Source organism: Mesonia ostreae (assembly GCF_031845265.1).
Taxonomy (GTDB): Bacteria; Bacteroidota; Bacteroidia; order Flavobacteriales; family Flavobacteriaceae; genus Mesonia; species Mesonia ostreae.
Genome location: NZ_JAVRBG010000012.1, coordinates 50,774 through 75,812, shown reverse-complemented (window position 1 = coordinate 75,812; position 25,039 = coordinate 50,774). Strand labels below are relative to the sequence as shown.

Annotated in this window: 20 protein-coding genes and 1 other RNA gene; 7 read left to right on the top strand and 14 right to left on the bottom strand. The window is 34.2% G+C overall.

Going from position 1 to position 25,039, the window contains the following annotated elements:
• Positions 1–3: 3 nt before the first annotated feature.
• Both RLT85_RS12055 and RLT85_RS12050 read right to left on the bottom strand, forming a co-directional pair.
• Positions 4–957 carry a glycosyltransferase family 2 protein gene (locus RLT85_RS12055; protein WP_311402298.1) on the bottom strand — a complete coding sequence of 318 codons (954 nt, stop codon included), beginning with the start codon at positions 955–957 and terminating at the stop codon, positions 4–6.
• A gap of 3 nt (positions 958–960) precedes the next feature.
• On the bottom strand, positions 961–1,497 hold the full coding sequence (locus tag RLT85_RS12050) for a DUF4199 domain-containing protein (RefSeq protein WP_311402297.1): 537 nt from the start codon (positions 1,495–1,497) through the stop codon (positions 961–963).
• 170 nt (positions 1,498–1,667) lie between these two features.
• Between RLT85_RS12050 and RLT85_RS12045 the strand changes: the two genes are divergently transcribed.
• Complete coding sequence (locus RLT85_RS12045; RefSeq protein WP_308862680.1) at positions 1,668–1,919, top strand: type B 50S ribosomal protein L31; 252 nt, start codon at positions 1,668–1,670, stop codon at positions 1,917–1,919.
• A gap of 129 nt (positions 1,920–2,048) precedes the next feature.
• Here RLT85_RS12045 and RLT85_RS12040 read toward each other — a convergent pair whose 3' ends face one another.
• Together RLT85_RS12040 and RLT85_RS12035 are read right to left on the bottom strand one after the other, a co-directional pair.
• Positions 2,049–2,819, bottom strand: coding sequence for a TIGR03915 family putative DNA repair protein (locus RLT85_RS12040; RefSeq protein ID WP_311402296.1), 771 nt, complete (start codon positions 2,817–2,819; stop codon positions 2,049–2,051).
• Entirely contained in the window at positions 2,819–4,081 is a 1,263-nt protein-coding gene (locus RLT85_RS12035) for a putative DNA modification/repair radical SAM protein (RefSeq protein ID WP_311402295.1), read from the bottom strand. The genes RLT85_RS12040 and RLT85_RS12035 overlap by 1 nt, the downstream gene beginning before the upstream one ends.
• 99 nt (positions 4,082–4,180) lie before the next feature.
• Here RLT85_RS12035 and RLT85_RS12030 point away from each other — a divergent pair, with 99 nt between their 5' ends.
• Entirely contained in the window at positions 4,181–4,948 is a 768-nt protein-coding gene (locus RLT85_RS12030; RefSeq protein ID WP_311402294.1) for an XRE family transcriptional regulator, read from the top strand.
• A gap of 5 nt (positions 4,949–4,953) precedes the next feature.
• Here RLT85_RS12030 and RLT85_RS12025 read toward each other — a convergent pair whose 3' ends face one another.
• The 3 genes from RLT85_RS12025 to RLT85_RS12015 all read right to left on the bottom strand — a co-directional run bounded on the left by RLT85_RS12025 (position 4,954) and on the right by RLT85_RS12015 (position 8,355).
• Positions 4,954–5,442 carry a hypothetical protein gene (locus RLT85_RS12025; protein ID WP_311402293.1) on the bottom strand — a complete coding sequence of 163 codons (489 nt, stop codon included), beginning with the start codon at positions 5,440–5,442 and terminating at the stop codon, positions 4,954–4,956.
• Between the two features lie 100 nt (positions 5,443–5,542).
• A complete protein-coding gene (locus RLT85_RS12020) occupies positions 5,543–6,811 on the bottom strand; it encodes an MFS transporter (protein WP_311402292.1) in 1,269 nt (422 codons plus the stop codon).
• 89 nt (positions 6,812–6,900) lie between these two features.
• Entirely contained in the window at positions 6,901–8,355 is a 1,455-nt protein-coding gene (locus tag RLT85_RS12015; RefSeq protein ID WP_311402291.1) for a sodium:solute symporter family protein, read from the bottom strand.
• A gap of 264 nt (positions 8,356–8,619) precedes the next feature.
• Here RLT85_RS12015 and RLT85_RS12010 point away from each other — a divergent pair, with 264 nt between their 5' ends.
• Together RLT85_RS12010 and RLT85_RS12005 are read left to right on the top strand one after the other, a co-directional pair.
• Positions 8,620–10,107 carry an MFS transporter gene (locus RLT85_RS12010; protein WP_311402290.1) on the top strand — a complete coding sequence of 496 codons (1,488 nt, stop codon included), beginning with the start codon at positions 8,620–8,622 and terminating at the stop codon, positions 10,105–10,107.
• A 370-nt stretch (positions 10,108–10,477) separates the two neighbouring features.
• The gene (locus tag RLT85_RS12005) at positions 10,478–11,320 is read left to right on the top strand and encodes a formate/nitrite transporter family protein (RefSeq protein ID WP_311402289.1); all 843 of its coding nucleotides are present in this window, start codon (positions 10,478–10,480) and stop codon (positions 11,318–11,320) included.
• Positions 11,321–11,420: 100 nt separating this feature from the next.
• On the opposite strand, the gene RLT85_RS12000 is transcribed toward RLT85_RS12005, so the two are convergent.
• The 3 genes from RLT85_RS12000 to ssrA all read right to left on the bottom strand — a co-directional run bounded on the left by RLT85_RS12000 (position 11,421) and on the right by ssrA (position 14,699).
• Positions 11,421–12,386 carry an LB_356 family protein gene (locus RLT85_RS12000; protein ID WP_311402288.1) on the bottom strand — a complete coding sequence of 322 codons (966 nt, stop codon included), beginning with the start codon at positions 12,384–12,386 and terminating at the stop codon, positions 11,421–11,423.
• A 2-nt stretch (positions 12,387–12,388) separates the two neighbouring features.
• On the bottom strand, positions 12,389–13,825 hold the full coding sequence (locus RLT85_RS11995) for an MBOAT family O-acyltransferase (RefSeq protein WP_311402287.1): 1,437 nt from the start codon (positions 13,823–13,825) through the stop codon (positions 12,389–12,391).
• Positions 13,826–14,298: 473 nt separating this feature from the next.
• Positions 14,299–14,699: a transfer-messenger RNA gene (ssrA, locus tag RLT85_RS11990) on the bottom strand.
• A gap of 235 nt (positions 14,700–14,934) precedes the next feature.
• Between ssrA and RLT85_RS11985 the strand changes: the two genes are divergently transcribed.
• Complete coding sequence (locus tag RLT85_RS11985; protein ID WP_311402286.1) at positions 14,935–16,137, top strand: NAD(P)-dependent oxidoreductase; 1,203 nt, start codon at positions 14,935–14,937, stop codon at positions 16,135–16,137.
• Complete coding sequence (locus RLT85_RS11980) at positions 16,127–16,999, top strand: endonuclease/exonuclease/phosphatase family protein (protein WP_311402285.1); 873 nt, start codon at positions 16,127–16,129, stop codon at positions 16,997–16,999. The genes RLT85_RS11985 and RLT85_RS11980 overlap by 11 nt, the downstream gene beginning before the upstream one ends.
• 50 nt (positions 17,000–17,049) lie before the next feature.
• On the opposite strand, the gene RLT85_RS11975 is transcribed toward RLT85_RS11980, so the two are convergent.
• From RLT85_RS11975 to RLT85_RS11960, 4 genes are all read right to left on the bottom strand, one after another.
• Positions 17,050–18,966: a TlpA family protein disulfide reductase gene (locus tag RLT85_RS11975; protein WP_311402284.1), complete on the bottom strand. Its 1,917-nt coding sequence runs from the start codon at positions 18,964–18,966 to the stop codon at positions 17,050–17,052.
• Between the two features lie 112 nt (positions 18,967–19,078).
• Positions 19,079–19,897, bottom strand: a complete 819-nt coding sequence (gene kdsA / locus RLT85_RS11970) for a 3-deoxy-8-phosphooctulonate synthase (protein WP_311402283.1) — start codon at positions 19,895–19,897, stop codon at positions 19,079–19,081.
• A gap of 154 nt (positions 19,898–20,051) precedes the next feature.
• Complete coding sequence (locus RLT85_RS11965; RefSeq protein WP_311402282.1) at positions 20,052–21,065, bottom strand: ATP-grasp domain-containing protein; 1,014 nt, start codon at positions 21,063–21,065, stop codon at positions 20,052–20,054.
• A 210-nt stretch (positions 21,066–21,275) separates the two neighbouring features.
• Entirely contained in the window at positions 21,276–22,523 is a 1,248-nt protein-coding gene (locus tag RLT85_RS11960; protein WP_311402281.1) for an oligosaccharide flippase family protein, read from the bottom strand.
• Positions 22,524–22,984: 461 nt separating this feature from the next.
• Here RLT85_RS11960 and typA point away from each other — a divergent pair, with 461 nt between their 5' ends.
• A complete protein-coding gene (typA, locus tag RLT85_RS11955; protein ID WP_311402280.1) occupies positions 22,985–24,784 on the top strand; it encodes a translational GTPase TypA in 1,800 nt (599 codons plus the stop codon).
• Positions 24,785–25,039 lie beyond the last annotated feature (255 nt).

Here is a 25,039-nt window from a genome sequence, read left to right as displayed (position 1 = left end):
TGCTTATTTGAGAATATTACTGATTTTATAGCGCTGGGGATTTTTTTGCGTGCGTAGAATGAGTTCGCCTAAGAAGCCAGCAATAAATAGTAATGTCCCAAGAATCATTACGGTTAACGCAATGTAAAACCAAGGGTTTTGTGTTACCAAAATATCTGGAATATGATGATATAATTTATATAATTTGGTAGCACCTATGGTAATAGCGGTGATAAAACCAATAATAAACATAATGGCTCCCCAAGCACCAAATAAATGCATGGGTCTTTTTCCAAATTTAGACAAAAACCAAAGAGAAATGAGATCTAAAAACCCGTGCGCAAAACGCTCTACACCAAATTTGGTAGAACCGTATTTCCTAGCTTGGTGTTGTACTACTTTTTCATCAATTTTCTCGAAGCCGGCATTTTTCGCTAAAAGCGGAATGTAACGATGCATCTCGCCATAAACATCAATGTTTTTAACCACTACTTTTTTATAGGCTTTTAAGCCGCAGTTAAAATCGTGAAGTTTTACGCCGGAAACTTTTCTTGCCGCTGCATTAAATAATTTTGAAGGAATATTTTTGGTTAATACGTGATCGTAGCGTTTTTTCTTCCAGCCTGAGATGATATCAAAATCTTCCTCTTGAATGAGCTTGTACATTTCTGGAATCTCTTCTGGATTATCTTGAAGGTCTGCATCCATAGTAATGACCACTTCGCCTTGAGCCATGTCAAAACCTGCGTGCAGGGCTTGAGATTTTCCGTAATTTTTTAAAAACTGAATTGCTTTTACATTCGCATCAAGCGCCGTTATTTTTTGTATTTCTTGCCAAGAGCCATCACTACTACCATCATCAACAAAAATAATCTCATAAGTATAGGAGTTAGCCTTCATAACTAAGGCAATCCAACGATGCAATTCGGGAATTGATTCCTGTTCGTTTAATAAAGGTATAACAATAGAAATTTGCATTCTTTAAACTCCTTGATTAGATTTTTCTTTAAAAACTAGTGCCACTAACAACCCAATAACCGAATAAAAAACGAGTTTGAAAGCTAAGCCTATAGCTTGGTTTGCTAATGAAAACTGATTTTCACCTTCCATTTCGGTCACCATCAAATTAATTTGCTCTTGCGTACCTCCAAAGCTAGCCATGGTTTCTTTCATTTTTTCGATAGAGACTTCCACAATGTAGTTTGCAGCTTCAGGATCAATAAAATTAAATAATATATAATTTACGACCGTATATAGAATAGACCCTATGGCAATGCTAATGAAAAAGGCACTAAATGCGCTTTTAAATGTGAAGGGTTCTGTAAAGTTAGCCTTCGCTTTAGAACAGGAATAAACTCCAAGTCCAACAATAATTAAAAACTCTATAATAGAAATATACCATTGAGTTAAAAGCTCTAAATTAAAAGCATAAATAAGAACGATAAAGAGGCTTAAGGAAATTCCTAAGATAAGACCTATGCTGCTGGCAATGGATTTCACATTGTTGGTTGACTCCATGAGTTTATTTTTAATTTCTGATAGGTTAGTAGACAAATATAGAAAAAGGTTACATAGTGCGCGTGAAAAGTTTATATTTGTAATAATAATTTATAGAAAAAGATTGTTTAATTCTAAGAATTGTTTAAATTTGCACCTCGAAAAAATCATAAGATTTAAAGATTAAGAAGATGAAACAAGGAATCCACCCAGAAAATTATAGACTTGTAGCTTTTAAAGATATGTCTAACGACGAGATTTTTTTAACAAAGTCTACCGTAAATACAAAAGAAAAAATTGACTACGAAGGGAATGAATATCCTTTAGTGAAGTTAGAAATTTCTAGAACTTCTCACCCGTTTTATACTGGTAAAACGAAGTTAATTGATTCTGCTGGTCGTATCGATAAGTTTAAAAACAAATACGCTAAGTTTAAGAAGTAATTCTTTAAAACGTATTATACTATATAAGCCTTCATTTTTGGAGGCTTTTTTTTGTAAAATTTTCAGAAAAATTTTTTTACTTGTTTGAAGCTTTAAAATAAGAATTCAGTAAAAAAAGCTAATTTGTGTTTACCATTCTAGCAAGTTTTTCTCGCTAAGGTATTTCCAATAGCGCCGAGGGACGTGTTGCTCGTGCAATTTTTGATTGGCTCTAGCCGTAATGTTGGTGCTTTCAAAATAATTTTTCCAGAGTTTTTGATAATTTAGTTCCTCCTCTTCAAAAATGGATGTAGAAGAACTGAGAATAGACGGAGGTAACTCTAAATGAACCATTTCTACTTTCTTCAAGTCATAATACAAGCCGTAATTTCTAGATATATCATAAATACACCAAATCTGGTCTGCATATCTTTTTTTGAAATGACTTTCAATTAAGGGCAGCACATTAAAATCTGGAGCGATGCTAGAAAAATAAATTCCATCCTTGGTTTTCCTAAAGCGTACAAATGCTTCCATGCGATGTTTTTCTCTTCCTATTTTCTTATTGATTTCTGCTAAGCGAAACACATAAGCTTCCCCAAAATCTTTCGCTACACTTTGTTTGTGTAAGAAAATAAGTTGTACATACTTAAGAATGCTTTGCTCCATATCTGGCAATTCACTTAAAAAGCAGCGATAAATCAAATTAGCATCGGTGGGTTTAGCATTTTTAAGAATTCCTTTCCATAAACGTTTAGCTTTTTGCGTGTTGGTGGCGACTTCGTGCTTTTCTTCAAAAAATGAAGCTGTGTAATGTGCATTGGTTACAATATGTACTGTATCTGACTTAAGCTCATAAACTTCAAAAATAGCAGTAAGCAATCCTTCAAAGCTTCCATCATATATAAAAACCGTTTGCATTAACTAAATAAGTTTAATTGGGAGGATAATGTTTTTTGATACTTGCTGCTCCCTTCAGATAAAATACGTTGTTTGATTTGTAGCGGTGTATAATCTTTAGTTTCAAAATACCGCGAATCGCAAGTGATAAAATATTTAGCACGATTTAAAGCTACGCCCATTTTTTGTAAATGCTCCCAACCTAATTTTCGGTATTTTCTTCCGTGAAGAATTTTATAAACCGATTTCATTCCTAAACCGGGAACGCGAGCCAGCATATCTTTATCGGCTTTATTGATGTCTAGTGGAAACAGGTGCAAATTCCGTAAAGCCCAACTTAGTTTAGGATCAATATCACTATCTAAATTGGGAAATTCTTTGTTCAGTAATTCTTCAATAGAAAAACCATAAAACCGCAATAACCAATCGGTTTGATACAATCTATTTTCTCTAATCATAGGCACTTCGGTTCCAATAGCGGGCAATCTACTGTCATAGGAAATAGGAATATACCCCGAATAGTAAACCCGCTTCATATTGTATTTTTTATATAAATATGTTGCAGTATACATCACCTCGGCATCGGTTTCTTGGGTGGCACCCACAATCATTTGTGTACTTTGACCCGCAGGAGCGTAAATAGGAGTGCTTTTAATGAGTTTTTTTTCAGACTTGTATTTGTCAATCTCGTTACGAACCTTTTTCATAGGTTGTAAGAAATCTTTTCTGTTTTTATCTGGTGCCAATAGTTTAAGCCCCTCTTTGGTAGGAATTTCAATGTTGATGGAAAGTCGGTCTGCATATAAACCCGCTTCGTACATCAACTCATCACTCGCACCAGGAATAGATTTTAAATGTATGTAGCCGTTAAAGTTTTCTTCTAAGCGTAATTTTTTTGCCACTTGGATGAGGCGCTCCATCGTATGATCTGGACTTTTAAAGATTCCTGAACTCAAAAAAAGTCCTTCAATATAATTACGCCTGTAAAAGTTAATCGTAAGATCTACCACTTCTTGCACCTTAAAAGCTGCACGTTTTATATCGTTGCTTTTTCGCGTTACGCAATAAGCGCAATCATAAATACAGTGGTTGGTAAGTAAAATTTTTAATAGAGAAACACAGCGCCCATCTGGTGTATAACTATGACAAATTCCCATCCCACTAGAGTCGCCTAGCCCTTTATTCTTATTGGTGCGTTTGCTGCCACTGCTAGAACACGAGACATCGTATTTTGCAGCGTCTGCTAAAATATTAAGTTTTTCTTTAATCCTATCAAAATTCATAGAAGTTGGATTTTATACAAAATTACGGATTATTTCCTTTTATACGGAAATAAACCTAGTTAAATTTGGAGTATATCCTAAAATTAGTTAATTTTGAGTATGGAACTACCGCTAGAAATACGTCGATTTAAAGAAATTAGGGATGAACAAGGTTTGACTCAAGCCGAATTTGCCGAATTATTAAAGATTAAAACTTCCACAGCCGATATTGAACGTGGTCGCACCAAACTTAGTGGCGTGGTGGTAACCGAGCTCTTAAAGCAATTTGGAATCAATCCGTTGTGGTTATTTGGAGAAAGCAATCAGAAAATCTTACCCTTGCATCGCGTAGATACGATGCCTAAAGTGATTACGCTAGATTCCGAAGAGCAAGAAAACATTGTGATGGTCAATCAAAAAGCAGCAGCGGGATATCCACACAACGTCCAAGACGTAGAATGGTATAGACAATTGCCAGCGTTTGATTTACCTTTACCGCAATATCGAAACGCTACCTATCGTGGCTTCCAAATAGAAGGAGACAGTATGTTACCCAATTTTAGGCCAGAAGAGTGGGTGTTGGCTAAAGCCGTTCCTAGCTTTTCTGATGCTAGCGATCATAAGGTTTATGTGATTGTAATGTACGATACGGTCGTGGTAAAAAAGCTGCATAAACTTAGCGATCCTAGCAAGGTGAGATTAGTTTCTTTTAATACCGAGTATCAATCTTTTGAAGTAGATGTTTCTGAAATTCAAGAGCTTTGGCAAGTTAATTCTAAGCTAACGTTTAACTTAGACGCCAGTTCAGAAAACGGTATTTTAAGAGAGTTACAAGAGTCTATGCTAGATTTAAAACGTCAATTAGGAGAAATGCGCAAGCAGGCTTAATTTCTTTACGGAAGAAATTCATTAAAAAATTTATGAAGCTGTGTTTCGAATTCAACAATCGGTATGCGATGTTCTAAGTTGGGATCTATATTCAATTGAAGCGAATCTTTTTTTAAACGATTGGCTATAAAAGCTATAGTTTCTATAGGATTTACTACTTCGTCTTTTGCACCCAAAAGTAGTTGCTTTGGAGCTGCTCTCTTTTTAAAGCAAGTGCTAAAAGTCACCTCTTTATATCTAGATAAAGGCGGATTAAATAACAATGCAGGTCTACCTATATTTTCTGAAATAATATACGTATTTAAAGCGCCCATACTACTACCAATTACTACATCAAACTCAATTGTTTTATAGGTATTTAAAATAGTTGCAGGCTGAATGTATTTCTTGGAGTAATCGATATTTGGAGCAAAAACCTGTCCGTAATTCTCTAAAATATTTCTTTTCTCCAGACTAAGTTTGCTGTTTAATCCGTGTAAATATAATATGTACATGGTTTTATTTTGAGTTCTAAAATAGCAAAATGAATATAGTTGGGGTTAACTTATACTGCAAGTAAATTTTATCAGAATAAAGTAACGTGCTTGTGGGATTCTAAACCTCAGCTTCAATTTCAGCTTCTTTTTTGTGATTAGGCACCTGAGTAAAAACGAGAACAGCTCCAATGGCAGCCAAAACAGCACCAATTATAAATGGAGTAGAAAACCCGAAACGTATCATATATCCCGATAAAAAGGCACCAATAGAAATTCCTAGACCAAAAGCAACAGTAAGTACAGAGAGCTGAGCTCCTGCTTGTCCCTTTTTGGCCAAATCTCCAGCTAAAGCAAGGGCGGGAGCAAATACCATCGCTGCACAAATACCGTGTAAGGCTCTTGCGGTAATCATGTGCCAAGGTTCTGTTACAAAACCTTCAAGTAAAATGATTGGAATGAGGCAAATAAGCCCGATTACAATAAATATTTTTCTACCAAATTTATCACTAGCCTTTCCTACAACGGGTTGAATAATTGCCATACAACCTATGAGCGCGCTAAATTCTAACGAAAACATAAATGCACCTTGGGAGAGGCGTTCATTAACTTCTAATTCTATGGGAGCAAGAAGCGCAAAACCAATGCTCATAAAAAGGGTAGCTAGTCCTAAGGTAAAAATGGGATCTAAGATTTTTCCAGGCATTTTCGCTTTAAAATAGATAACCATTCCTTCCTCATTGGGCTCAATATTTTCTGGGTCTTTTACAAAAAATGCAACTAAAATAACACTGATTAAAGCCGCAATAGCCGCAAGAAAAAAGGCAGCATTAAAACCTGTAACCGTTCCTAAAACAGGTAAATTATATGGGCCACCTTCTACAAGAGCACCACTTCCCAAAGGGCCTATACCAAAACCTATAAGTCTAAAGGCATTGTAAATTCCCATATTTCCGCCACGATTCTTTTCTGAACTCACCTCGCTCACCAAAGCCAAGGTGGCGGTAATGGTAAGCGCGGCAGCAAGTCCTTGCGTGGCTCTAATAATAAGTAACCACATATAGGTATCTGCCAATGAATAAAAGAAATTGGCAAACATAAAAAGCACCAAACCTAAGAGAACAAAAAATTTCCGTTTTCCTAATTTATCAGATAATCTACCGGTAATAGGTTGGCAAACACTACTCACAAGCCCAAATAAACCAAGTGCTATACCTGTAATTAAGGATCCAGATAAGCCAAAGAATTCTCCTTTCACCTGGCCGCTTGCAATATATAAGGGTAATACCACAATAAGAAAGGAGTTACCAATAGCGTCAGCCATTCGGGCTATTCCTAAAATTATAATACGGGCATCTGTGCCAAAAATTTTATCGGGGATATTTTTCACGTGGCAAAACTAAGCTTTTTGAAGAACAACAAATCTTAGAGTTTACTTAAAAATTATTTCTGAAGTAGGAAAAACTAGTAGAAAAACAACTACTTCCTATTCAGAATATTAGCCTTCTTGATAAAAGCACGGTTTTTAACGAAGTCATCTTTGGTGAAAAAACTAATGCTCACATATAGAATGAGAGAAATTGAAATCCCAATTAAAGCTTGTTTGGTAGAGGCAATTTCCCAAGCTACTGGGAAATCTGCTCCCAAAGCGACCATTAAATTATAAGAAGAGAATAACAATCCAAAAAACATAGAAATGCTAGCAGCAGTTGAGGTTCCGCGCACCCAAAGAAAACCGAAGATCAAGGGAATAAAAGCACCGCTGGTTAAAAAGTCTGACCCTAACCAAGAAATCTTTAATACCGACTGTATTTTTAAAGCGATAAATAGGGCCGCACCGCCAATAATAAATGTGGAAATTCTACCTATATTCACTTGGTGCTTTTCGCTGGCTTTTGGGTTGATGTATTTTTGATACACGTCTACCGTTAAAGAAAGCGCACCCGTATTTACTAAAGAATCCATGGTAGACATGATGGCAGAGCTTAATCCTACAAATAAAATCGCACTAATGATGGGACTTTTATAATTGCTTAAAATGTGCGGAACAATTCCACTTTCGGGCACGCTGTCATAGAATACTGAAGAAAACATTCCCGTATAGGTAACCATAAGGTAAAGCGGAATAAAGGCAAAAAAGCTTAGGAGCATCATCTTCTTTGCATCGCTAGCCTTTTTGGCTGCCGAAATGCGCTGCCAAATATTGGCTTGGATCATCCACGAAGTTCCGAAGGTGATTACGTAGGCTAGATTATCAGAAACCTTATTAAAAAATGAAGTATAACCTAGTTTGTTATTGGTTTCGGCTATTTCCTTTACAGCTTCCCATCCGCCAGACTGATTGTAGGTAATGTAAAACAAAAAGATGGCGGTAAACAAAAAGAATATAAATTGAAGAAAATCTGTAAGGACTACGCCTTTAAATCCGCCGAAGAGCGAATATATCAATACGATAACGGTACCCAAAACCGCTCCTGCTTCATAGCTCATATCAAAATAAGCTTTAAAAAATTTTGCCACAACAATTACTTGGATGGAAGCAGCAATTACCATGAAAATAATGATGAAGATGGTGAGTAGCAAGGCGGTGGTGTCGTTGTAGCGCTGCCGCATTAGTTGAGGTTGGGAAATGCTCCCTATATTCCTAATTCCGCCAGCAAACAAGTACATCAATCCCGTAGCGATAAGTACGGGTACTCCATAAATCCAAAAAGAACTGAGTCCGTTTTGATGAGCGTGATCCACTAAATCTATGGCAGAACCGCCGCCCCACCAAGAAGCGATAAACGTAATTGCCAACAACCAAGCGGGCAATTGCCGCGAACCCAAGAAATAATCTTCGCTAGTGCTGCTATTTCGATTCCAAATACCTACGCCAATAATGATTAGGACGTAAAGCACCAAAAAAACAATGGTGAGAGTAGTGTTAGACATAAGCTTATTTATGGGTGGTAATAATACAATTTTTTAAGAAAAAGTTATATTCTTTACTTGGTAAGACTCAAATATTTTGCTTTTGATTTCACATGGAAATTACTCTAAATGCTTTTGAGAATTACAATTATAGAATTGAAATTCTTTTGCATAAAAAGCTTTCTTTATTTTTCATTTTCTTTAGCTTTTGTGGAGCTAATATTTAGTCTTGGTAGACCAAAAAAGAAAGTTTCTTTTATCCATATTTGTTTACCTTCGCCGGCTATGAATAATTCTTCCATCCCATTAAAGCGAAATTGGATTTTGGCTGCTTTAATGATTACCATGTTTCTAGCTGCGATGGATATTGCCATTGTATCTACGGTAATTCCGCAGATTGTTGGAGACTTAGGAGGGTTTAAAAAATTCTCGTGGGTATTTTCTATTTACTTACTCACGCAAACTGCCAGTATTCCCGTGTATGGAAAAATGGCAGATTTGTACGGTCGAAAAAAAATACTTCTTATTGGGATTATTATTTTTCTATTGGGTTCTGCAGCTTGTGGAGCTTCGTGGAATATAGAGTCTTTAATTGCCTTTCGAGGTTTACAAGGATTAGGCGCTGGTTCTATTATGGCGACGGTTAATACGATTGCAGGAGATATTTATACGGTAAAAGAACGCTCTAAAATTCAAGGTTGGTTGTCTAGTATCTGGGGAATATCGGCGATTATAGGTCCGGCTTTGGGCGGAGCTATGGTTGAATACGTCAACTGGCGATGGATTTTTTTAATCAATATTCCTATCGGAATTGTTTCTGTTGTCTTGTTGATGATGTTTTTAAAAGAGAAAGTGAGTGTTATTAAAACTAAGATCGATTACTTGGGTGCATTTCTAATTTTTACCACGCTAACTTTGCTAATAACTTTTTTACTAAATGGCGGTCAAGTCTGGGATTGGCTTTCAGTCTATAGTTTGGGTTTGCTTGCTTTGGTAGTGGCATTGCTTTGCTGGAGTGTATATGTAGAACGCCGAGTGGAATCTCCCATTATGCCTCTTTGGTTGTGGACTCATCGCCCTTTTTTAGGTTCTATTTTGGCTTTGATGGGAATGGGCGTTATTATTATGGGACCAGAAACATATTTGCCTACGTTTACACAAGCTTCTTTGGGAATTAGCGTTACGGTGTCGGGCTTAATTTTGGCGAGTATAAGTATAGGCTGGCCAACAGCATCTACACTTTCTGGAAAACTATATTTAAGAATTGGATTTAGAAATACTGCATTTATAGGGGCAGTTTTAGTATTTTTTGCAGCAGTTAGTTTTTTGTTTATTCCCTATCCACAACCTATATATGCATTGGTGATAAATCAGGTCATTTTAGGGGCGGGATTCGGACTCATTTCTACTCCAGTTTTATTGGGGGTACAGTCAATGGTAGATTGGAGTGAGCGTGGAGTGGTAACGGGAGCTAGTATGTTTGGACGTAATTTGGGTCAAACTTTAGGCGCGGCTATTGTTGGAGCCATTTTCAATGCCTCGTTTTCTAAGCAAATAAGGGAAGCTTCTTTAAATCTACCCGAACACGATGGCAATATTTTGCAATTGCTACAAACTCCCAGTCTTTCTGCGGAAGCTAAAGTTTTTTTAAAGGAAGCGATTCATACTGCTAATCATCATATTTATTATGGAATGGCGGTTTTAGCTATATTTACGTTGGCAGCAATTTGGTTGATTCCTAGAAAAATACAAACGAAGGAAGAGTCGAATTAGATGATATCATAAATAGTGAGGCTGATTTATTTTTCAGAAATGTTGTAAGTTTTTATTCGAAAGCTGGAATATAAAATTTTGTTTTGAATAAAGTCTGAGAAATAAATGACTTAATAAAATTAATTAAATTTTTTCTGAAGTTGTTCCACTGTTTTGATTTACCTTTTTCTATGTATATAAAATCATTTTTTTTTGCGTTAAAAATCAACAGAAATAAATACAAGATAAATTTTTCACAAAACCTCTACATAGAGAGAAAGACTCAGATTAAAATAATACTTTTAAAATAGAATTTCTGAAAGAGCTTTGATGATTTTGAGAAATTTAACCTAATCTAGTTTAAATCCACTAAAAAATTCCCTGCGTAATTATGGCCAAAAAAGAAAAGCAGCAAGAAAAGCATCAGAAAGATCTCGAGAAACAATCAAATGAGGTAGAGGATACTAAAAAATACACAGAGATTTTAAGTCGGGTGATTAACGAGGGGGAAGAGGTTTTCAAAATCAAAAAAATCACTTTGTTTTTGAGTGCCTGCATTGCTGGACTAGAAATAGGTTTTAGTTACTTACTTATTTGTATGTTGTATTTTCTTTTAGGAGGAAGTGTAGACGAACAGGTGATTTTTAAACTTTTTGGATTGGCGTATCCCTTAGGTTTTGTATTGGTAATTATGGGAAAATCGGCCTTGTTTACAGAGCAGACTTCAGTATTGGCCTTACCAGTATTAAACGGTCAGCGTACGTTTTTAGAAATGTTGAGTGTTTGGGGTTGGGTGATATTAGGAAATTTAATTGGAGGAATTTTATTTGTGTTCTTTATTGGAGCTATGGCATCAGAATTATCCCTTTTTGACCAAGATACGATGGCGAAAATTGGAATTCACGTGGTAGATCACAAATACTGGGTACTCTTTTTAAGTGCCATTTCTGCCGGTTGGTTAATGGGATTGCTAACTTGGCTTTTAAATACCACCGTAGATGTATTAACGCGTATTCTTATCATTTTTATTATTACAGGAACCATTGGATTTATAGGTTTTCACCACAGCATTGTAGGAAATTTGGAAGCTTTTGGCGCGCTCTTATATTCCGATGATGTTTCGCTAATAGATTATCTTATGTTTCTTCTGCTAACCTTAGTAGGAAACGGCATAGGAGGTGCAATTGTAGTTGGATTATTTAAATATAGGATTTTTGAATCTAATAAGAAGTAGGGTTTTAGAATTACTAAGATATAAACTGTTTATTTTTAATTAGATAATCAATTCGCTAGAAAATCTATAGCCTATTTATAGAGTATTAACGCAATCAATTTTAAAGAGCGGTGCGTGCTTGCTCTTTTATCTTTTGATCAATGTAGTCTTGTTTATCTTCTTTTTCCAACAACCCATTATTCATTAGATTAGCAAACCATTCCGAAAAAATCGCAGCTCCTTTATAGTTTAAATGTGTTAAATCCCCAAATTCCGAATTTGAAAGGGGAAAGTTCGAAAAATCTAGGTATTCAAGATCTGCGTATCTTGTATTAAGGATTTGTTTATATTTTTCTTCATTCATATATCCAGCATACTTTTTATGTTGCGGACTTCTAATCAAAATAACCTTTTTGTCATTTATTTTACAAAATCTAATGATTTCATCTAAGTAGGATAAATTGGCTTCGGAAATATCTATTGTATCAGGAGTAACCGAACTTGCGGTGTCTTTTAACTTTGTCCTGCTATTAATTATAGAATCTGTTTTATCTCTTTTTAGGTATAAATAGCCTCCTATTTTGGTTGAGAAATCTAAATCATTTTTAAAAATTCTAACTGATTTTTTTCTTATAGAAAGCGATAATGCATTGGTGTAGGCTGAAGGATTGTTTTTAAATAACATCAAATTCTCCTCTAAATTCATGAAAGATGAATATCTTGGATATCTGTCTGATATATATGCATCTGCCCATATTCTTTCATTCATATAATCATTTATTTGATTGTTTGTGTATTCGATAAAAACCACTTTTATAGATGGATTTTGTAGAATAACTGGCTTTATTTTAGAATAGTTGTAAAAATAAGCTTCTCCAGATTCAGCTATATTCTTGAAGTTAGGTATGAGTGAATCATTAAAAGCACATTCTGGATGTGAATCACCAACAACTAGATATGTAAGATTGCTTTGAAATTCAAAACTAGAGTAATTTTTTTCTATATATGAAGTGCTTATAGTAATCAGCAAGATTATACCCAAAAATAGAAGTACGAAATAAGAAAAAGATTTAATAAATAATTTCATATCTAAAATTGAAAATATATAAATTCTTGTTGTTTACCTTGATAAAGAAAAATTAAAAGGCATATGAATACGTAAAAAGACCATCGATAAAAACGTTTTCTTATGTTAAAGATGTTTGAAATTGCATACTTTCCTTCACGACCAAACCATTCTATAGCAATGAAAATACATATCAATAAAATAATACTTTTAGGTTTTATTTCGGGAATGGAAAAAAAAGAGGTTGAGAAAATACTAGCGATATAATTTATGGCATGTTCGACATTATTTGCTCTAAAAAAAATCCAAGCAAAAACGGTTAATCCGAAGGTGGATAACATTAATAAAAATTCTTTAAGGCTTGGTAGATATTTACCGTAGGCAACAATGTCCAAATTATTTCTATTGTTATTGGTGAGGAATATAGGTAAAAAATAAAGGGCGTTTAATGCTCCCCAAACAATAAATGTCCAATTTGCGCCATGCCAAAATCCACTTACAAGGAAAATAATAAAGATATTTCTAATTTTATTCCAGGTTCCTCCTCGACTTCCGCCCAAAGGAATATATAAGTAATCTCTAAACCAAGTGGAAAGTGAGATGTGCCATCGTCTCCAAAATTCTGCTATATCTCGTGAAAAGTATGGAAAAGCAAAATTTTGTTTTAAGTTAAAGCCAAAAAGACGGGATGTTCCGATGGCAATATCTGAATAGCCAGAAAAATCTCCATAAATTTGAAACGTAAAAAATACAGCGCCTAGCATTAAAGTACTTCCAGAATAATCAGAAGAATTATTAAAAATGGTATTGGCATATTGAGCACAATTATCTGCGATTACTATTTTCTTAAATAAGCCCCAAAGTATTTGTCGCATTCCATCCACAGCTTTTGAATAATCAAAATCACGTTTTGTGTAAAATTGAGGAAGCAAATTTGTTGCTCGTTCAATTGGACCAGCAACCAATTGAGGAAAGAAACTTACAAAAGCAGAAAAAGCAATAAAATTTTTGGTGGGTTTAATTTTCCGTTTGTAGACATCTATGGTGTAGCTTAGGGTTTGAAAGGTGTAAAAACTAATTCCGACAGGTAGAATAATGTTTAAGGAATTTACATTTATTTCTGTTCCAAAAAATGAAAAAGCGGTGATGAAATTATCTAGAAAAAAATTGTAGTATTTAAAGAAACCAAGAAATCCAAGATTTACAAGAATGCTTGTCCATAAAAGCATTTTTCTTTTATTTTGGTTTTCTTGTTTTGACAAATTAATACCAATAAAATAATCTATTACAGTACTAAAAATAATTAGAGATAAAAATCGCCAATCCCACCAACCATAGAAAATGTAGCTTGAAAATACAATTAGTAAGTTTTGTAATTTTAGGTTTTTACTTGTGACAAACCAGTATAGAATAAAGATAATGGGTAGGAATACTGCAAAGTCAATTGAATTAAAAAGCATAAAACTTGTCTATTCCTCTAAATATTATAACCAGAATTGGTGTATTTTAATTGTTCAATATTCAATGCTAGAGTACATTTTAATAAGATTAGTGAAAAAAAGCTTAGCATTTAGTTGATTACATACCAAATTTATAACATTTTCAAGTTTTTATAAGATATAAAAATAAGAAACTATTTGGCTATTGTATTTAACTGAAAATCTAACAATTATTTTTCTATTAAAATACGATTCAAATAATATTTTAAGAATAAAATTATATGAAGTTGTTGCACTTCACCCGCAATGCGGGAAAAGCTTAAATTATATTGATTTTGTACAAACGAGAATCATAATAATATAATTTGTATATAAGGTTCCCCAAATCAAGAGTAACAGTAAAAGTAAAGTTTAAAAATGATTGGGTCACTTATTAGGGCACTATACAAAAAAAATCCGCAAATAATTAAAGAACAATTATTTACGGATTATTTAAGTGGAGTCGGGGAGACTCGAACTCCCGTCCAAACAAGCAATTCAATAGCTTTCTACACGCTTATCTCTCGTTTAGTTTTCGATATGCAACCGGCCGAAAGCCACCAATTACATACTTATTCTCGCTTAAGTTTCGAAACCGCATCAAGATCCTGCAGTTTCTAGAGTTACATTTTCGGTGCCTCAAGTGTGGTCGCCGTAAATCAAGGCTGCCACGAGACATCTTGGTTCCCTACCTAGTAGGGACTAAGCAAATCTTACTATAATTCAGATTATGCAGCCAAGGCGTAGTTATTCTCGCCGTTTAAAAAAGTGTGAAATATGATATTTACGAGCTGTATCCCAGCGCTCGACGTGCTTACCATTCAATTAGACTCGCTGTCTAAACCAAATCGACCCCATTTTTCAAAGAACATTTATCTTTGTAGTTTGGGCGTTACATTTGTAAAAAAAACAAATGTCGGGCTATTCGTTACAATTCCTCGTCCCAAAAATGGGCCTGCGGGATTTTCACTTCTATCCCTAACGCAAAATATCTACTTTCAGATAAAGTTAGGATGGCAAAGATACAATAAAATCATATATTTACGCAGCAATCCTAGTATTGTTATCAATTACAAAAGCTATACCATAATATGAAGTTAGGAATTATAAAAGAAAGAAAAACGCCGCCAGATCGTAGAGTAGTTTTCTCACCACAAAAATTATCATTGCTCAAAAAACAATTTCCCAATTGTGAGTTAGTTGTAGAACCTTCAGACATTAGAATATTTCCAGATGAAGACTACAAGCGTTTAGGTTTTGAAACTTCAGAAGATTTAAGTGACTGTGATGTTTTATTGGGAGTAAAGGAAGTGCCTATAGATGCCTTAATTCCCAATAAAAAGTATTTTTTCTTCTCACATACTATCAAAAAACAACCTTACAACCGAGCCTTATTGCAAGCTATTTTAGAAAAAAATATAGTATTGTATGATCACGAAGTGGTTACCAATCAAAACAACAGTAGATTGATAGGTTTTGGTAGATACGCTGGTATTGTTGGTGCTTATAATGGATTTAGAGCCTTAGGTCTTAGAGATAAACTTTTTCAACTACCAAAAGTAGAAACTTTACCAGATTATGATGCGGTGGTAGAGAATCTTCAGCAAATAAAAATACCTGCTATAAAAATTGCTTTGACAGGGTCTGGAAAAGTTGGATACGGAGCTAAAGAAATTTTGGATCATCTTCACATTAAAAAAGTAAGCATTCACGACTATCTTACCAAAACTTTTGATGAACCAGTTTATGCAATGTTGGGAGTGTTAGACTACAACCAAAGAAAAGATGGGAAGCAACTGGATAAATATGATTTTTACAATTATCCCGAAATGTATGAATCTGATTTTATGCGATTTGCAAAAGTAACAGATTACTTTATTGCAGGTCATTTTTATGGAGATGGTGCACCCTTTTTGTTTACTCGAGAGGATGCAAAACAAGAGGAATTTAATATAAATCTTATTGCAGATGTAAGCTGCGATATAGATGGCCCCGTGGCTTCTACCATCAAGCCTTCTACTATTGCTGACCCTTTTTATGGTTACGATCCACAAACCGAAAAAGAAGTTGCTTTTGATGCCAAAAATGCGATTACAGTCATGGCTGTAGATAATTTGCCTTGCGAGTTACCCAAAGATGCTAGTGAAGGTTTTGGAGATATGTTTTTAGAACACGTCATTCCAGCGTTTTTTGATGATGACGAAAAAGGAATTTTAGACCGAGCGAGAATGACCTTCAACGGTGAATTGACTCCGCGATATTCTTATTTAAAAGATTTTGTAAATGGGAAGTAGAGCCATTTTTTGTTTTGTATTGGGATGTTGTATGATGCTTTCGTCTTGCAATACTTTACAGAGTTTGCCCAATTCTAAGAAAGAATTGGATCTCCAAGTGATGAGTTATAATATTAGGTTCGCTGAAGAAGAAAAAGGGGAGATTAGTTGGTCTAATCGAAAAGATTTACTGTTAACGCAGCTAAAAGAGGTGCCAGTAGATATTTACTTGCTTCAAGAACCTCTAGACAAACAAATTGAAGATATAAAGGAAGCGCTAACAAATTACAATTTTGTAGGACATCGTAGAATTGAGAATGTAAAATGGGGAGGATATAATGCTATTTTCTATAAAAAGGATAAATTTAAGTTGTTAGAAAGTAATACATTTTGGTTGTCTGAAACTCCAGAAGTAGAATCTAAAGGCTGGGATGCGTTTCAAGTAACCATTGCGACTTATGCATTATTAAAAGATATAGATACTGGTAAAAAATTCTTTATATTAAATACTCATTTAGATAGAGTGGGAGAGACTGCTAAAATAGAAAGCTTAAAATTGATTAAAAAAAAGATAGATGAAATCAATAATAAAAAGTTGTCAGTAATTATTGGAGGCGATTTTAATTCTAAAGAAACAACAGCGCCTATAGCTTATTTTGATAAATACTTTAAAGACTCCAAAAAAGTATCTCATCAAGAAGCTTTAGGACCTAAAGGTACATTTAACTATTTTAACTCGCGGGCGTCTCATAGGTATCGTATAGATTACATCTATGTTTCTCAAGAGATAGAAGTGAAGAGCTACGAGGTTTTGGATTACAAATATGAAGACAGATACCCTTCAGATCATTATCCTGTATATGTTGAGATGACAATTCCGTAAAAAAAAATAGCCCAAATTTACATTTGAGCTATTTTTGTAAAGCATTGCGCTTAAGAGTTAATAAGCTTGATCATCATATCAATCTCTTTAATCATTTGTTCGTTATTTCCACTGTAACCTACTTTCTTAAATTTTATTTTTCCGCTAGGACCAATAATGATTTTGGTAGGAATACCTGTAATACCGTAATTAGAAGAAGTACTAAATTTTCTAGAACCTTCTTTTACAGGAGTATCCATAAGCACATCAAAACTGTAAGAATTGGAAGAGATATAATCTCCTGCCTTCTTTACTCGGGTAGCTTCATCACCACTTTCCATAGTATTTACAAAAAGAATTTCTACGTTCTCATTGTCTTTATAATTATCCACAGCTTTTTGCATTCCAGGGAAAGAAGCTTTACAAGGTCCGCACCAGGTAGCCCAAAAATCGAGAACCACGGTTTTACCTTTTAAGCTCTCTAAACTTACTTGTTCGCCAGCTAGATTTTTTAAATTGAAATCTGTAGCATCTTCGTCTAGCATTTCTTTCTTTAAGTCGGCCATAAGAAGTTTATCGGCTTTAGCTTCAAGGTTGCTTAATTTCTCGTCGGCTTCCGCTCCATTTACATCATTGTTAAGCACAGCTGCTCTATAGGCATCTTTTACTTTTTTAGTCGCGTTGTTATTGGCGATAAATTTTTCAGATTCCTTAATCACTTTATCGTTTTTTTCCGCGGAAGCGAGATATTCTATATAGCGTTCATTCAGTTCTGGATCGTTTCCTTCTCCTATAGCCTTCGTTTGATATTTAATGGCCTGTTCTGTATTTCCTTGCTTAAATAAAATATATGCATAGGTATCAGCATACATTCCGTAGGTTCTGTCTAAATTTTTAGAATACTGTCTTTTAGTTTGAAAATCTGTCTTTCCTGCAAAGCTTTCTTGTTCTTTTTTAATAATATCTAGAGAATTTTTAGATAATTCGGCTGCCATATCTAAATTCTCCTCCTTTTCAGTCATATTCCAAGCAATAGAATTGTAGCTACTTGCTTTTTGGGTATTGTTAGAAATTTGATCTGTATATTTTTTAAATTTCTCTTGATCTCCTTTTTCAAAATACTCTTCTGCGATATTACTGAGTATAAAATCTTTCTCAAAACTATCTTTGCCTACGTTTTCGTTGTAATCTGCTAAGGCGTTTAATTTGTCTTCTAGAGAAGAAGCTTGGTAAACACGCATCGCATACGTTCTTTTTGCAGCACTTCCTTTGGGATATTTGCTGGCCATAAGCTTTGTTATAGAGTCTACTTTTGCTTTGTTTCCTATAATTTGATGAAAGATTAGTAAGGTTGTTTGCTCCTCCTCATTTAGTTCTTTATTTTGGTAAGAGGCCAATCGCTTTTTTGCATACGCTTTAGCCTTATCTTCATTGGAGTTAGCGAGCATCGAAACATACATTCTATCCAAATTCCTTTGAATATTCTTATTCTCTTTAAGGTCTTTGTCAATTAACGCCATAGAAGAATCTGCAGGTATTTCTGCTCCAAATTCTGGTGCTAAATTGACGTAATAAATTCCCATATTGGCATTACTTCCAGCAACCAACTTTTTATCTTTAGTGTATAGAGGCAAGATATAACCCTTTTTACTGTTGTTGTCGTATTCGTCTTCGCTCTTAAAATTAAAAGCTAAAGCTTGCGCGGAATCTGGCACTTTTATAGTCGTTTTCCAAAGATCTGAAGATTCTTCTAAGTCAAGATCTTGCGGATACATTTTACCATTCACCATATAGTAATAATGCCCATCAACCGCTTCGGAAGTATTATTATAACTGATTTGGAGATCTTTACCAGCTTGAGGATATTCGGTAGCTAAATGAAGCTGCCCCATATCTTTTCCTTGGTCTTTATCTTCTTTCTTTTCTTCTTGACAACTTGCTAGAATTAAAGCGGAACTAGCGAGTATCGAAAGGTATTTTATTTTCATAATAATAAATTTTTATACCGTTAAAGGTACTTTTTTTTATTTTAAATGAGCACATAAAAAAGTCCATAAATGATTTACGGACTTGTTTTTTAATAACTTATGTGTGGGAAACTTAGAATGTATTAATCGTTTTTCTAATACTGACCAAATTGGTAAGTAATTTTTCTAAATACTGTACATCTAGCATATTGGCGCCATCACTTTTTGCATTTGCAGGATCAAAATGGGTTTCTATAAATAAGCCATCTACGTGATTTACTACGCCAGCGCGTGCTATAGTTTCAATCATATCTGGTCTTCCTCCTGTAACTCCGCTACTTTGATTGGGTTGTTGTAGAGAATGCGTCACATCTAAAACGGTAGGCGCAAACTCACGCATCGTAGGAATTCCTCTAAAATCTACAATCATATCTTGGTAGCCAAACATAGTTCCGCGATCTGTAACCATCACTTGTGAGTTGTTACAATCGGTCACTTTTGTTACCGCATGTTTCATACTTTCTGGACTCATAAACTGTCCTTTCTTAAGGTTGATTACTTTTCCTGTTTCCGCGGCAGCGACAACCAAATCGGTTTGACGCACTAGAAAAGCAGGAATTTGGAGTATATCTACATATTCTGCAGCCATCGCAGCGTCGCTTACTTCGTGAATATCGGTCACTGTAGGGACCTCAAAAGTTTCCGAAACTTTACGAAGAATTTTTAAGGCTTTCTCGTCTCCAATTCCTGTAAAACTATCGATTCGACTCCGATTTGCTTTTTTAAAGCTTCCTTTAAAAACATAAGGAATTTCAAGCTTATCGGTGATTTTTATTACTTTTTCGGCAATTCTAAGTGCCATATCTTCACTTTCTATAGCACAAGGCCCGGCAAGCAAGAAAAAGTTGTCTGAATCTAAATGTTTTATCTGCGGAATTAAATCAAGTTTCATAGGTTGTATTTAAGAGTGCAAAGGTACCAAATTTATAACTAAAAGTTTTTAAATGTGAAAATTGAAACGATGAAGACTTCGGATAGATATACCTTTAGAAAAAGTAGATAAACTAAGCACCTAAAAAGTTTTCTAATACTCTTTTCTTAACAGATTAAATAGAATTAATAAGGTTTTGAATCATCCATTCTTGCGGATTAAAACTGCCTTCATGCCATTTTAAATTCTCGTCCCAGTATCCAGGACACTTATCAAAAAGTTCTACAGGAAATCCGCAACTTAATTCGATGATTAAAGGAGTATCATTTTTATCAAAAATAAAATCATAGGCAATCGAGTCAGATTTTAGCTCTTTATTAACCTCAAAGCCAATTTTTATACATCGAATGTCTATTTCTTTAGGGTGGTAAAGTGTGTCTCCGCTCCCAGAAGCGCGAAAGTCATTTTCCCGAACCATTCTTTTGATGGCAAATGCTTTATCTCCTATCACTACTACCCGAATATCAAAATCATTATGGGGTATAAACTCTTGGTAATAGACATATCCCTTTTCATTGCCAAGCATCTTTGCGTAAGAGGATCCAATAAAAAGTCTTCTAACGCCAAGTAGAACGTCATAAAAATTTGCTTTCCCACTTTTAAAATCTCTAAGCCTTTCCTTAAAGTGATTAGTCCTATTAAATGGGGAGAATCCTCCCTTGAATGCTTTATGTACTATTTTTTTATTCTGATTGTAGGATTTAATGAGTTGCACATTAGAGGAGCCAGAGCCTCTTCTAAGTTTAAATACTTTTGGATAAGAAGTCTCTTTTGCCCAGTCTAACGCCTTTTCTTTGTCATAAAAAACGAAGGAAGGTATCATTGGGGCATCGATAGCTTCTAAAAGATATTTTTGTCCCACCTTATCATCAAAATACCAGCCTGTATCAAAATTTGGAAAAACTTTAATTTTTCTTTTCTCTAAACTATAAAGCAACTGCTTTGCAAATAAAGAATCTTCAAAAATTCCCGGATTATGATGCCACATGAGTGCATCACATTCCTTTAACTGCGCTATGATATTTGAGTCATAACAATTAACTATCTTATAATTAATCTTATGATTACGGCAATATTCTATCCATCGGTCGGAGAAGCTTCCTTTTCTTTCGTGAATGGCTATTTTCATTCTAATTTTTTTTTAAAAATTCTCTCTTGCATTAACATCTTACAACCTGGTAAAATTACCTCTATAAATTTAATTTATATGTCCAGGGTAAAAGAAAGCAATCCATATATAACGAATTGTATTGTGGTCGCTTTACCAAAACAAGAAATGCAATAAAACTATAAACCAAGGTTACTAATTCATTTGATGATGTGCAATTTTCATATTTCACTACAATTTTCCTTTTGTAAACATTTTATATTTAAAATATAATCCTCCGCCCATAAGCCATCTTGCAAAGCTTAAATTTATAGCAGCACCTATGATTCCAAAATAATAAATTAATGGAAAAGCCAGTACAAACCCGATTAAAGAAGATATAATTGTATTTTTCATTACCAATTTATCTTGACGCCTAATGATAAAATAATTTACTCCGAATACATTGTAAATTGTATACCCAATTATACCAAAGGCTAATATGGCTAATATGACAAAAGCATTATCTTCTTCAATGTTTAAATACCAAAATATTAATTTGTAGGATGCTAAACATAAAAGCGTTAATCCTATGGATATCATTAGCATTAACTTTTTATATTTTATAAAAGCATCTTTTCTTCTATTAAGAAAAGGAAAGAATACTCTAGATAGTACTTCTATTAATACAATAGATAACCGAACAACCGTTCTTAAGGCATTGTATATTCCAACTAGGGTAGTATTGGTTAATATCCCTAAGAGAAAGGTACTGGTATTGTTGTAAAGCGTGGGCACAAATTGATTAACAAATATGGGAGTATTCGATTTAATAGTTTGTAGGATGATTTTTGGTTTCAGCCATAAGAATTTAAGCTTATATTTTTTCAGTAAAATAAATTGTCCCACAATTCCAGCTCCAATAAAACCAGAACTTTGTAACAAAGGATAGATCCAATAATCAGTTTCTTCTTTAATAAATATAAATACGCAAACGGTAAAAAATAATTTGATACCAATACTTAAAAAGGTGATGTATTTCATTTTCTCAATCCCTTGAAAAAACCAATTGGGAAGTAAAGCTTCTCCTAATAGCAGTGGAATGGTTAGAAAATAAACTAATCTATTTTGGTAAAAAGGTTCATAGCTATACACTATGAGTGTAATAATTAAAAAAGATAAGAGTAGAAATATCGCTTTAATGGTGATTACCTTACTATAAATAAGATTCAACTTCTTTTGACTATCTTTAAAAAGAGCTACATCTCGTGTAGCAGTATAGTTAAAACTAAAATCTGTTAGAGACGAGAAGTAGGCTATTAAAGATGCAGCGAAAACAATGATACCGTAATTTTGAAAACCTAACACACGAAGAATATAAGGTAAGGTGATTAATGGAAGAAGCATTCCTACCAACTCCAATGCAGATAGCGAAATGAAATTTTCCAAGAGAACTTTAGCATCCTTACCTTTAAAAATGTCTTTAAGTTTTTTAAACACTAGCTTTTCTTAAATTCTTATACTTTCTATAAAATAATTCATCCTATAATCGGCAAATTTTAAAAACCGGGATAAAGGTAGTGATTTTTGAAGCTTCAAGCATTTTATCGAGATTAGCATTCAAATTCAATACAGTGAAAACCTGATCCATCTTGCGCTATTCTATTTAATCTTTAAAATAAGCAAAAAGATTCAGAAACTTTTTGCAATTATTTTAGCAGCTATTGCAATAGAGTACAGTTATAGCGCGCCTATTAAAACGCTTTAATTTATTATAAAAAAATAGCCTTAACGGAAATTAAAGCTAGGATTTTCCTGAAAAGTATTTCTTCAAATTAAAATGACTAAGGTTTGAATATCAGCATGCTAAGATTTAACTTTTATAGTTTCAGAAAAGTAAAAATAAATCCGTATATAAAAAAAAATAACTCTACATTTGCAGCCTTTAAAAAAGGCTTTTTATGACAGCAATCAAAAATATTGCAATTATTGCACACGTTGACCACGGTAAAACTACCTTGGTAGACAAAATTATGTACCATTGCCGTTTATTCCGTGAAAACGAGAATACTGGCGATCTTATTCTAGATAACAACGATATTGAAAGGGAGCGTGGGATTACCATTACTTCAAAAAACGTATCTGTTGTTTATAAGGATACAAAAATTAATATTATTGATACTCCTGGTCACGCCGATTTTGGCGGAGAGGTAGAGCGTGTCTTAAATATGGCCGATGGAGTTCTACTTTTAGTAGATGCTTTTGAAGGTCCTATGCCACAAACGCGTTTCGTTTTACAAAAAGCGATCGATTTAGGTTTAAAACCTTGTGTGGTGATCAATAAAGTAGATAAAGAAAACTGTACGCCAGATGAGGTTCACGAAAAAGTTTTTGACTTAATGTTTGAGTTGGGAGCAGAAGAGTGGCAGTTAGATTTTCCTTCCGTTTACGGTTCAGCTAAGAACAACTGGATGAGTGACGATTGGAGAAATGAAACCGAAAACATTGAACCTTTATTAGATATGGTGATGGAACATATTCCTTCTCCAAAAATTCCTGAAGGAAATACACAAATGTTAATTACCTCTTTAGACTTTTCTTCATTTACAGGAAGAATTGCTATTGGACGTTTACAAAGAGGAACGCTTAAAGAAGGAATGCAAATTTCTTTGGTAAAAAGAGACGGTAAGATTGTAAAAAGTAAAATCAAAGAATTACACACGTTTGAAGGTTTAGGCCGTAGAAAAGTAGAAGAGATAGAAGCTGGTGATATTTGTGCGATTGTAGGTTTAGAAGGTTTTGAAATTGGAGATACGGTAGCCGATTTTGAAAATCCTGAAGGACTTAAATCTATCGCAATTGATGAGCCAACCATGAGTATGTTATTTACCATTAACGATTCTCCTTTCTTTGGGAAAGATGGTAAATTTGTAACTTCTCGTCATATTAAAGACCGTTTAACCAAAGAGTTAGAGAAAAATTTAGCCCTTCGTGTGAATGAAACCGATAGTGCCGATAAATTTATGGTTTTTGGCCGTGGAGTTCTTCACTTATCTGTTTTAATTGAGACCATGAGAAGAGAAGGTTATGAGCTTCAAATTGGTCAGCCGCAGGTAATCATCAAAGAAATTGATGGTGTAAAATGTGAGCCAGTAGAAGAGTTAACTATAGATTTACCAGAAGCAGTTTCAGGTAAAGCGGTAGAGATGGTGACCATGAGAAAGGGAGAAATGTTAAGCATGGAAGCTAAAGGAGATCGTATGGTATGCGAGTTTATGATTCCATCAAGAGGAATTATAGGTTTGCGTAACCAATTGTTAACGGCTACTGCTGGAGAAGCAATTATGGCACACCGTTATAAAGAATACCAACCTTTAAAAGGAGGAATCCCAGAACGTTTAAATGGTTCTTTGGTTTCTATGGAAAAAGGTTCTGCCATCCCATATTCTATCGATAAATTACAAGATAGAGGAAAATTCTTTGTAGACCCAGGAGAGGATATTTACGAAGGTCAGGTAATTGGAGAAAATTCTCGTCAAGATGATATGGCGGTGAACATCACCAAAACTAAAAAATTATCTAACGTACGTTCTTCTGGAGCAGATGACAAAGCAAAAATTGTTCCTGCAATCAAATTTAGCTTAGAAGAAGCTTTAGAGTACATACAGAAAGATGAATATGTTGAGGTTACACCCAATCATTTAAGGTTAAGAAAAATTTACTTAACAGAAAATGAGCGTAAACGTAACAAAATAGTTTAATTCTTTACGGAATAGAATACAAAACCCTAAACGAAAGTTTAGGGTTTTTCTTTTTTAAAATTTTCTGGCTGTATCTTGAAGCTTCGTAATACGGAACCACTCCATAGATTTAATACTAAGAATCCCACAAAAGCAGATTCAAGTTATCGCTTTACTTTTCTTTACATAGTGCTAAATTTATCCCTATTTTAGCCATAGTTTCGATAAAGCTGTAAAATCTAGGCAAATTATGAACACATTTTTTTGCAAAGAAAT

Bases quoted from the DNA above. Each gene is read 5' to 3' on its own strand.
- RLT85_RS12040 (WP_311402296.1), bottom strand. From the start codon at position 2,819: ATGCAAACGGTTTTTATATATGATGGAAGCTTTGAAGGATTGCTTACT.
- RLT85_RS11980 (WP_311402285.1), top strand. From the start codon at position 16,127: ATGGGAAGTAGAGCCATTTTTTGTTTTGTATTGGGATGTTGTATGATG.
- RLT85_RS12025 (WP_311402293.1), bottom strand. From the start codon at position 5,442: ATGTACATATTATATTTACACGGATTAAACAGCAAACTTAGTCTGGAG.
- kdsA (WP_311402283.1), bottom strand. From the start codon at position 19,897: ATGAAACTTGATTTAATTCCGCAGATAAAACATTTAGATTCAGACAAC.
- RLT85_RS12015 (WP_311402291.1), bottom strand. From the start codon at position 8,355: ATGTCTAACACTACTCTCACCATTGTTTTTTTGGTGCTTTACGTCCTA.
- RLT85_RS12005 (WP_311402289.1), top strand. From the start codon at position 10,478: ATGGCCAAAAAAGAAAAGCAGCAAGAAAAGCATCAGAAAGATCTCGAG.
- RLT85_RS11965 (WP_311402282.1), bottom strand. From the start codon at position 21,065: ATGAAAATAGCCATTCACGAAAGAAAAGGAAGCTTCTCCGACCGATGG.
- RLT85_RS12055 (WP_311402298.1), bottom strand. From the start codon at position 957: ATGCAAATTTCTATTGTTATACCTTTATTAAACGAACAGGAATCAATT.
- RLT85_RS12010 (WP_311402290.1), top strand. From the start codon at position 8,620: ATGAATAATTCTTCCATCCCATTAAAGCGAAATTGGATTTTGGCTGCT.
- typA (WP_311402280.1), top strand. From the start codon at position 22,985: ATGACAGCAATCAAAAATATTGCAATTATTGCACACGTTGACCACGGT.
- RLT85_RS12045 (WP_308862680.1), top strand. From the start codon at position 1,668: ATGAAACAAGGAATCCACCCAGAAAATTATAGACTTGTAGCTTTTAAA.
- RLT85_RS12035 (WP_311402295.1), bottom strand. From the start codon at position 4,081: ATGAATTTTGATAGGATTAAAGAAAAACTTAATATTTTAGCAGACGCT.
- RLT85_RS12030 (WP_311402294.1), top strand. From the start codon at position 4,181: ATGGAACTACCGCTAGAAATACGTCGATTTAAAGAAATTAGGGATGAA.
- RLT85_RS11985 (WP_311402286.1), top strand. From the start codon at position 14,935: ATGAAGTTAGGAATTATAAAAGAAAGAAAAACGCCGCCAGATCGTAGA.
- RLT85_RS11995 (WP_311402287.1), bottom strand. From the start codon at position 13,825: ATGCTTTTTAATTCAATTGACTTTGCAGTATTCCTACCCATTATCTTT.
- RLT85_RS12050 (WP_311402297.1), bottom strand. From the start codon at position 1,497: ATGGAGTCAACCAACAATGTGAAATCCATTGCCAGCAGCATAGGTCTT.
- RLT85_RS12000 (WP_311402288.1), bottom strand. From the start codon at position 12,386: ATGAAATTATTTATTAAATCTTTTTCTTATTTCGTACTTCTATTTTTG.
- RLT85_RS11975 (WP_311402284.1), bottom strand. From the start codon at position 18,966: ATGAAAATAAAATACCTTTCGATACTCGCTAGTTCCGCTTTAATTCTA.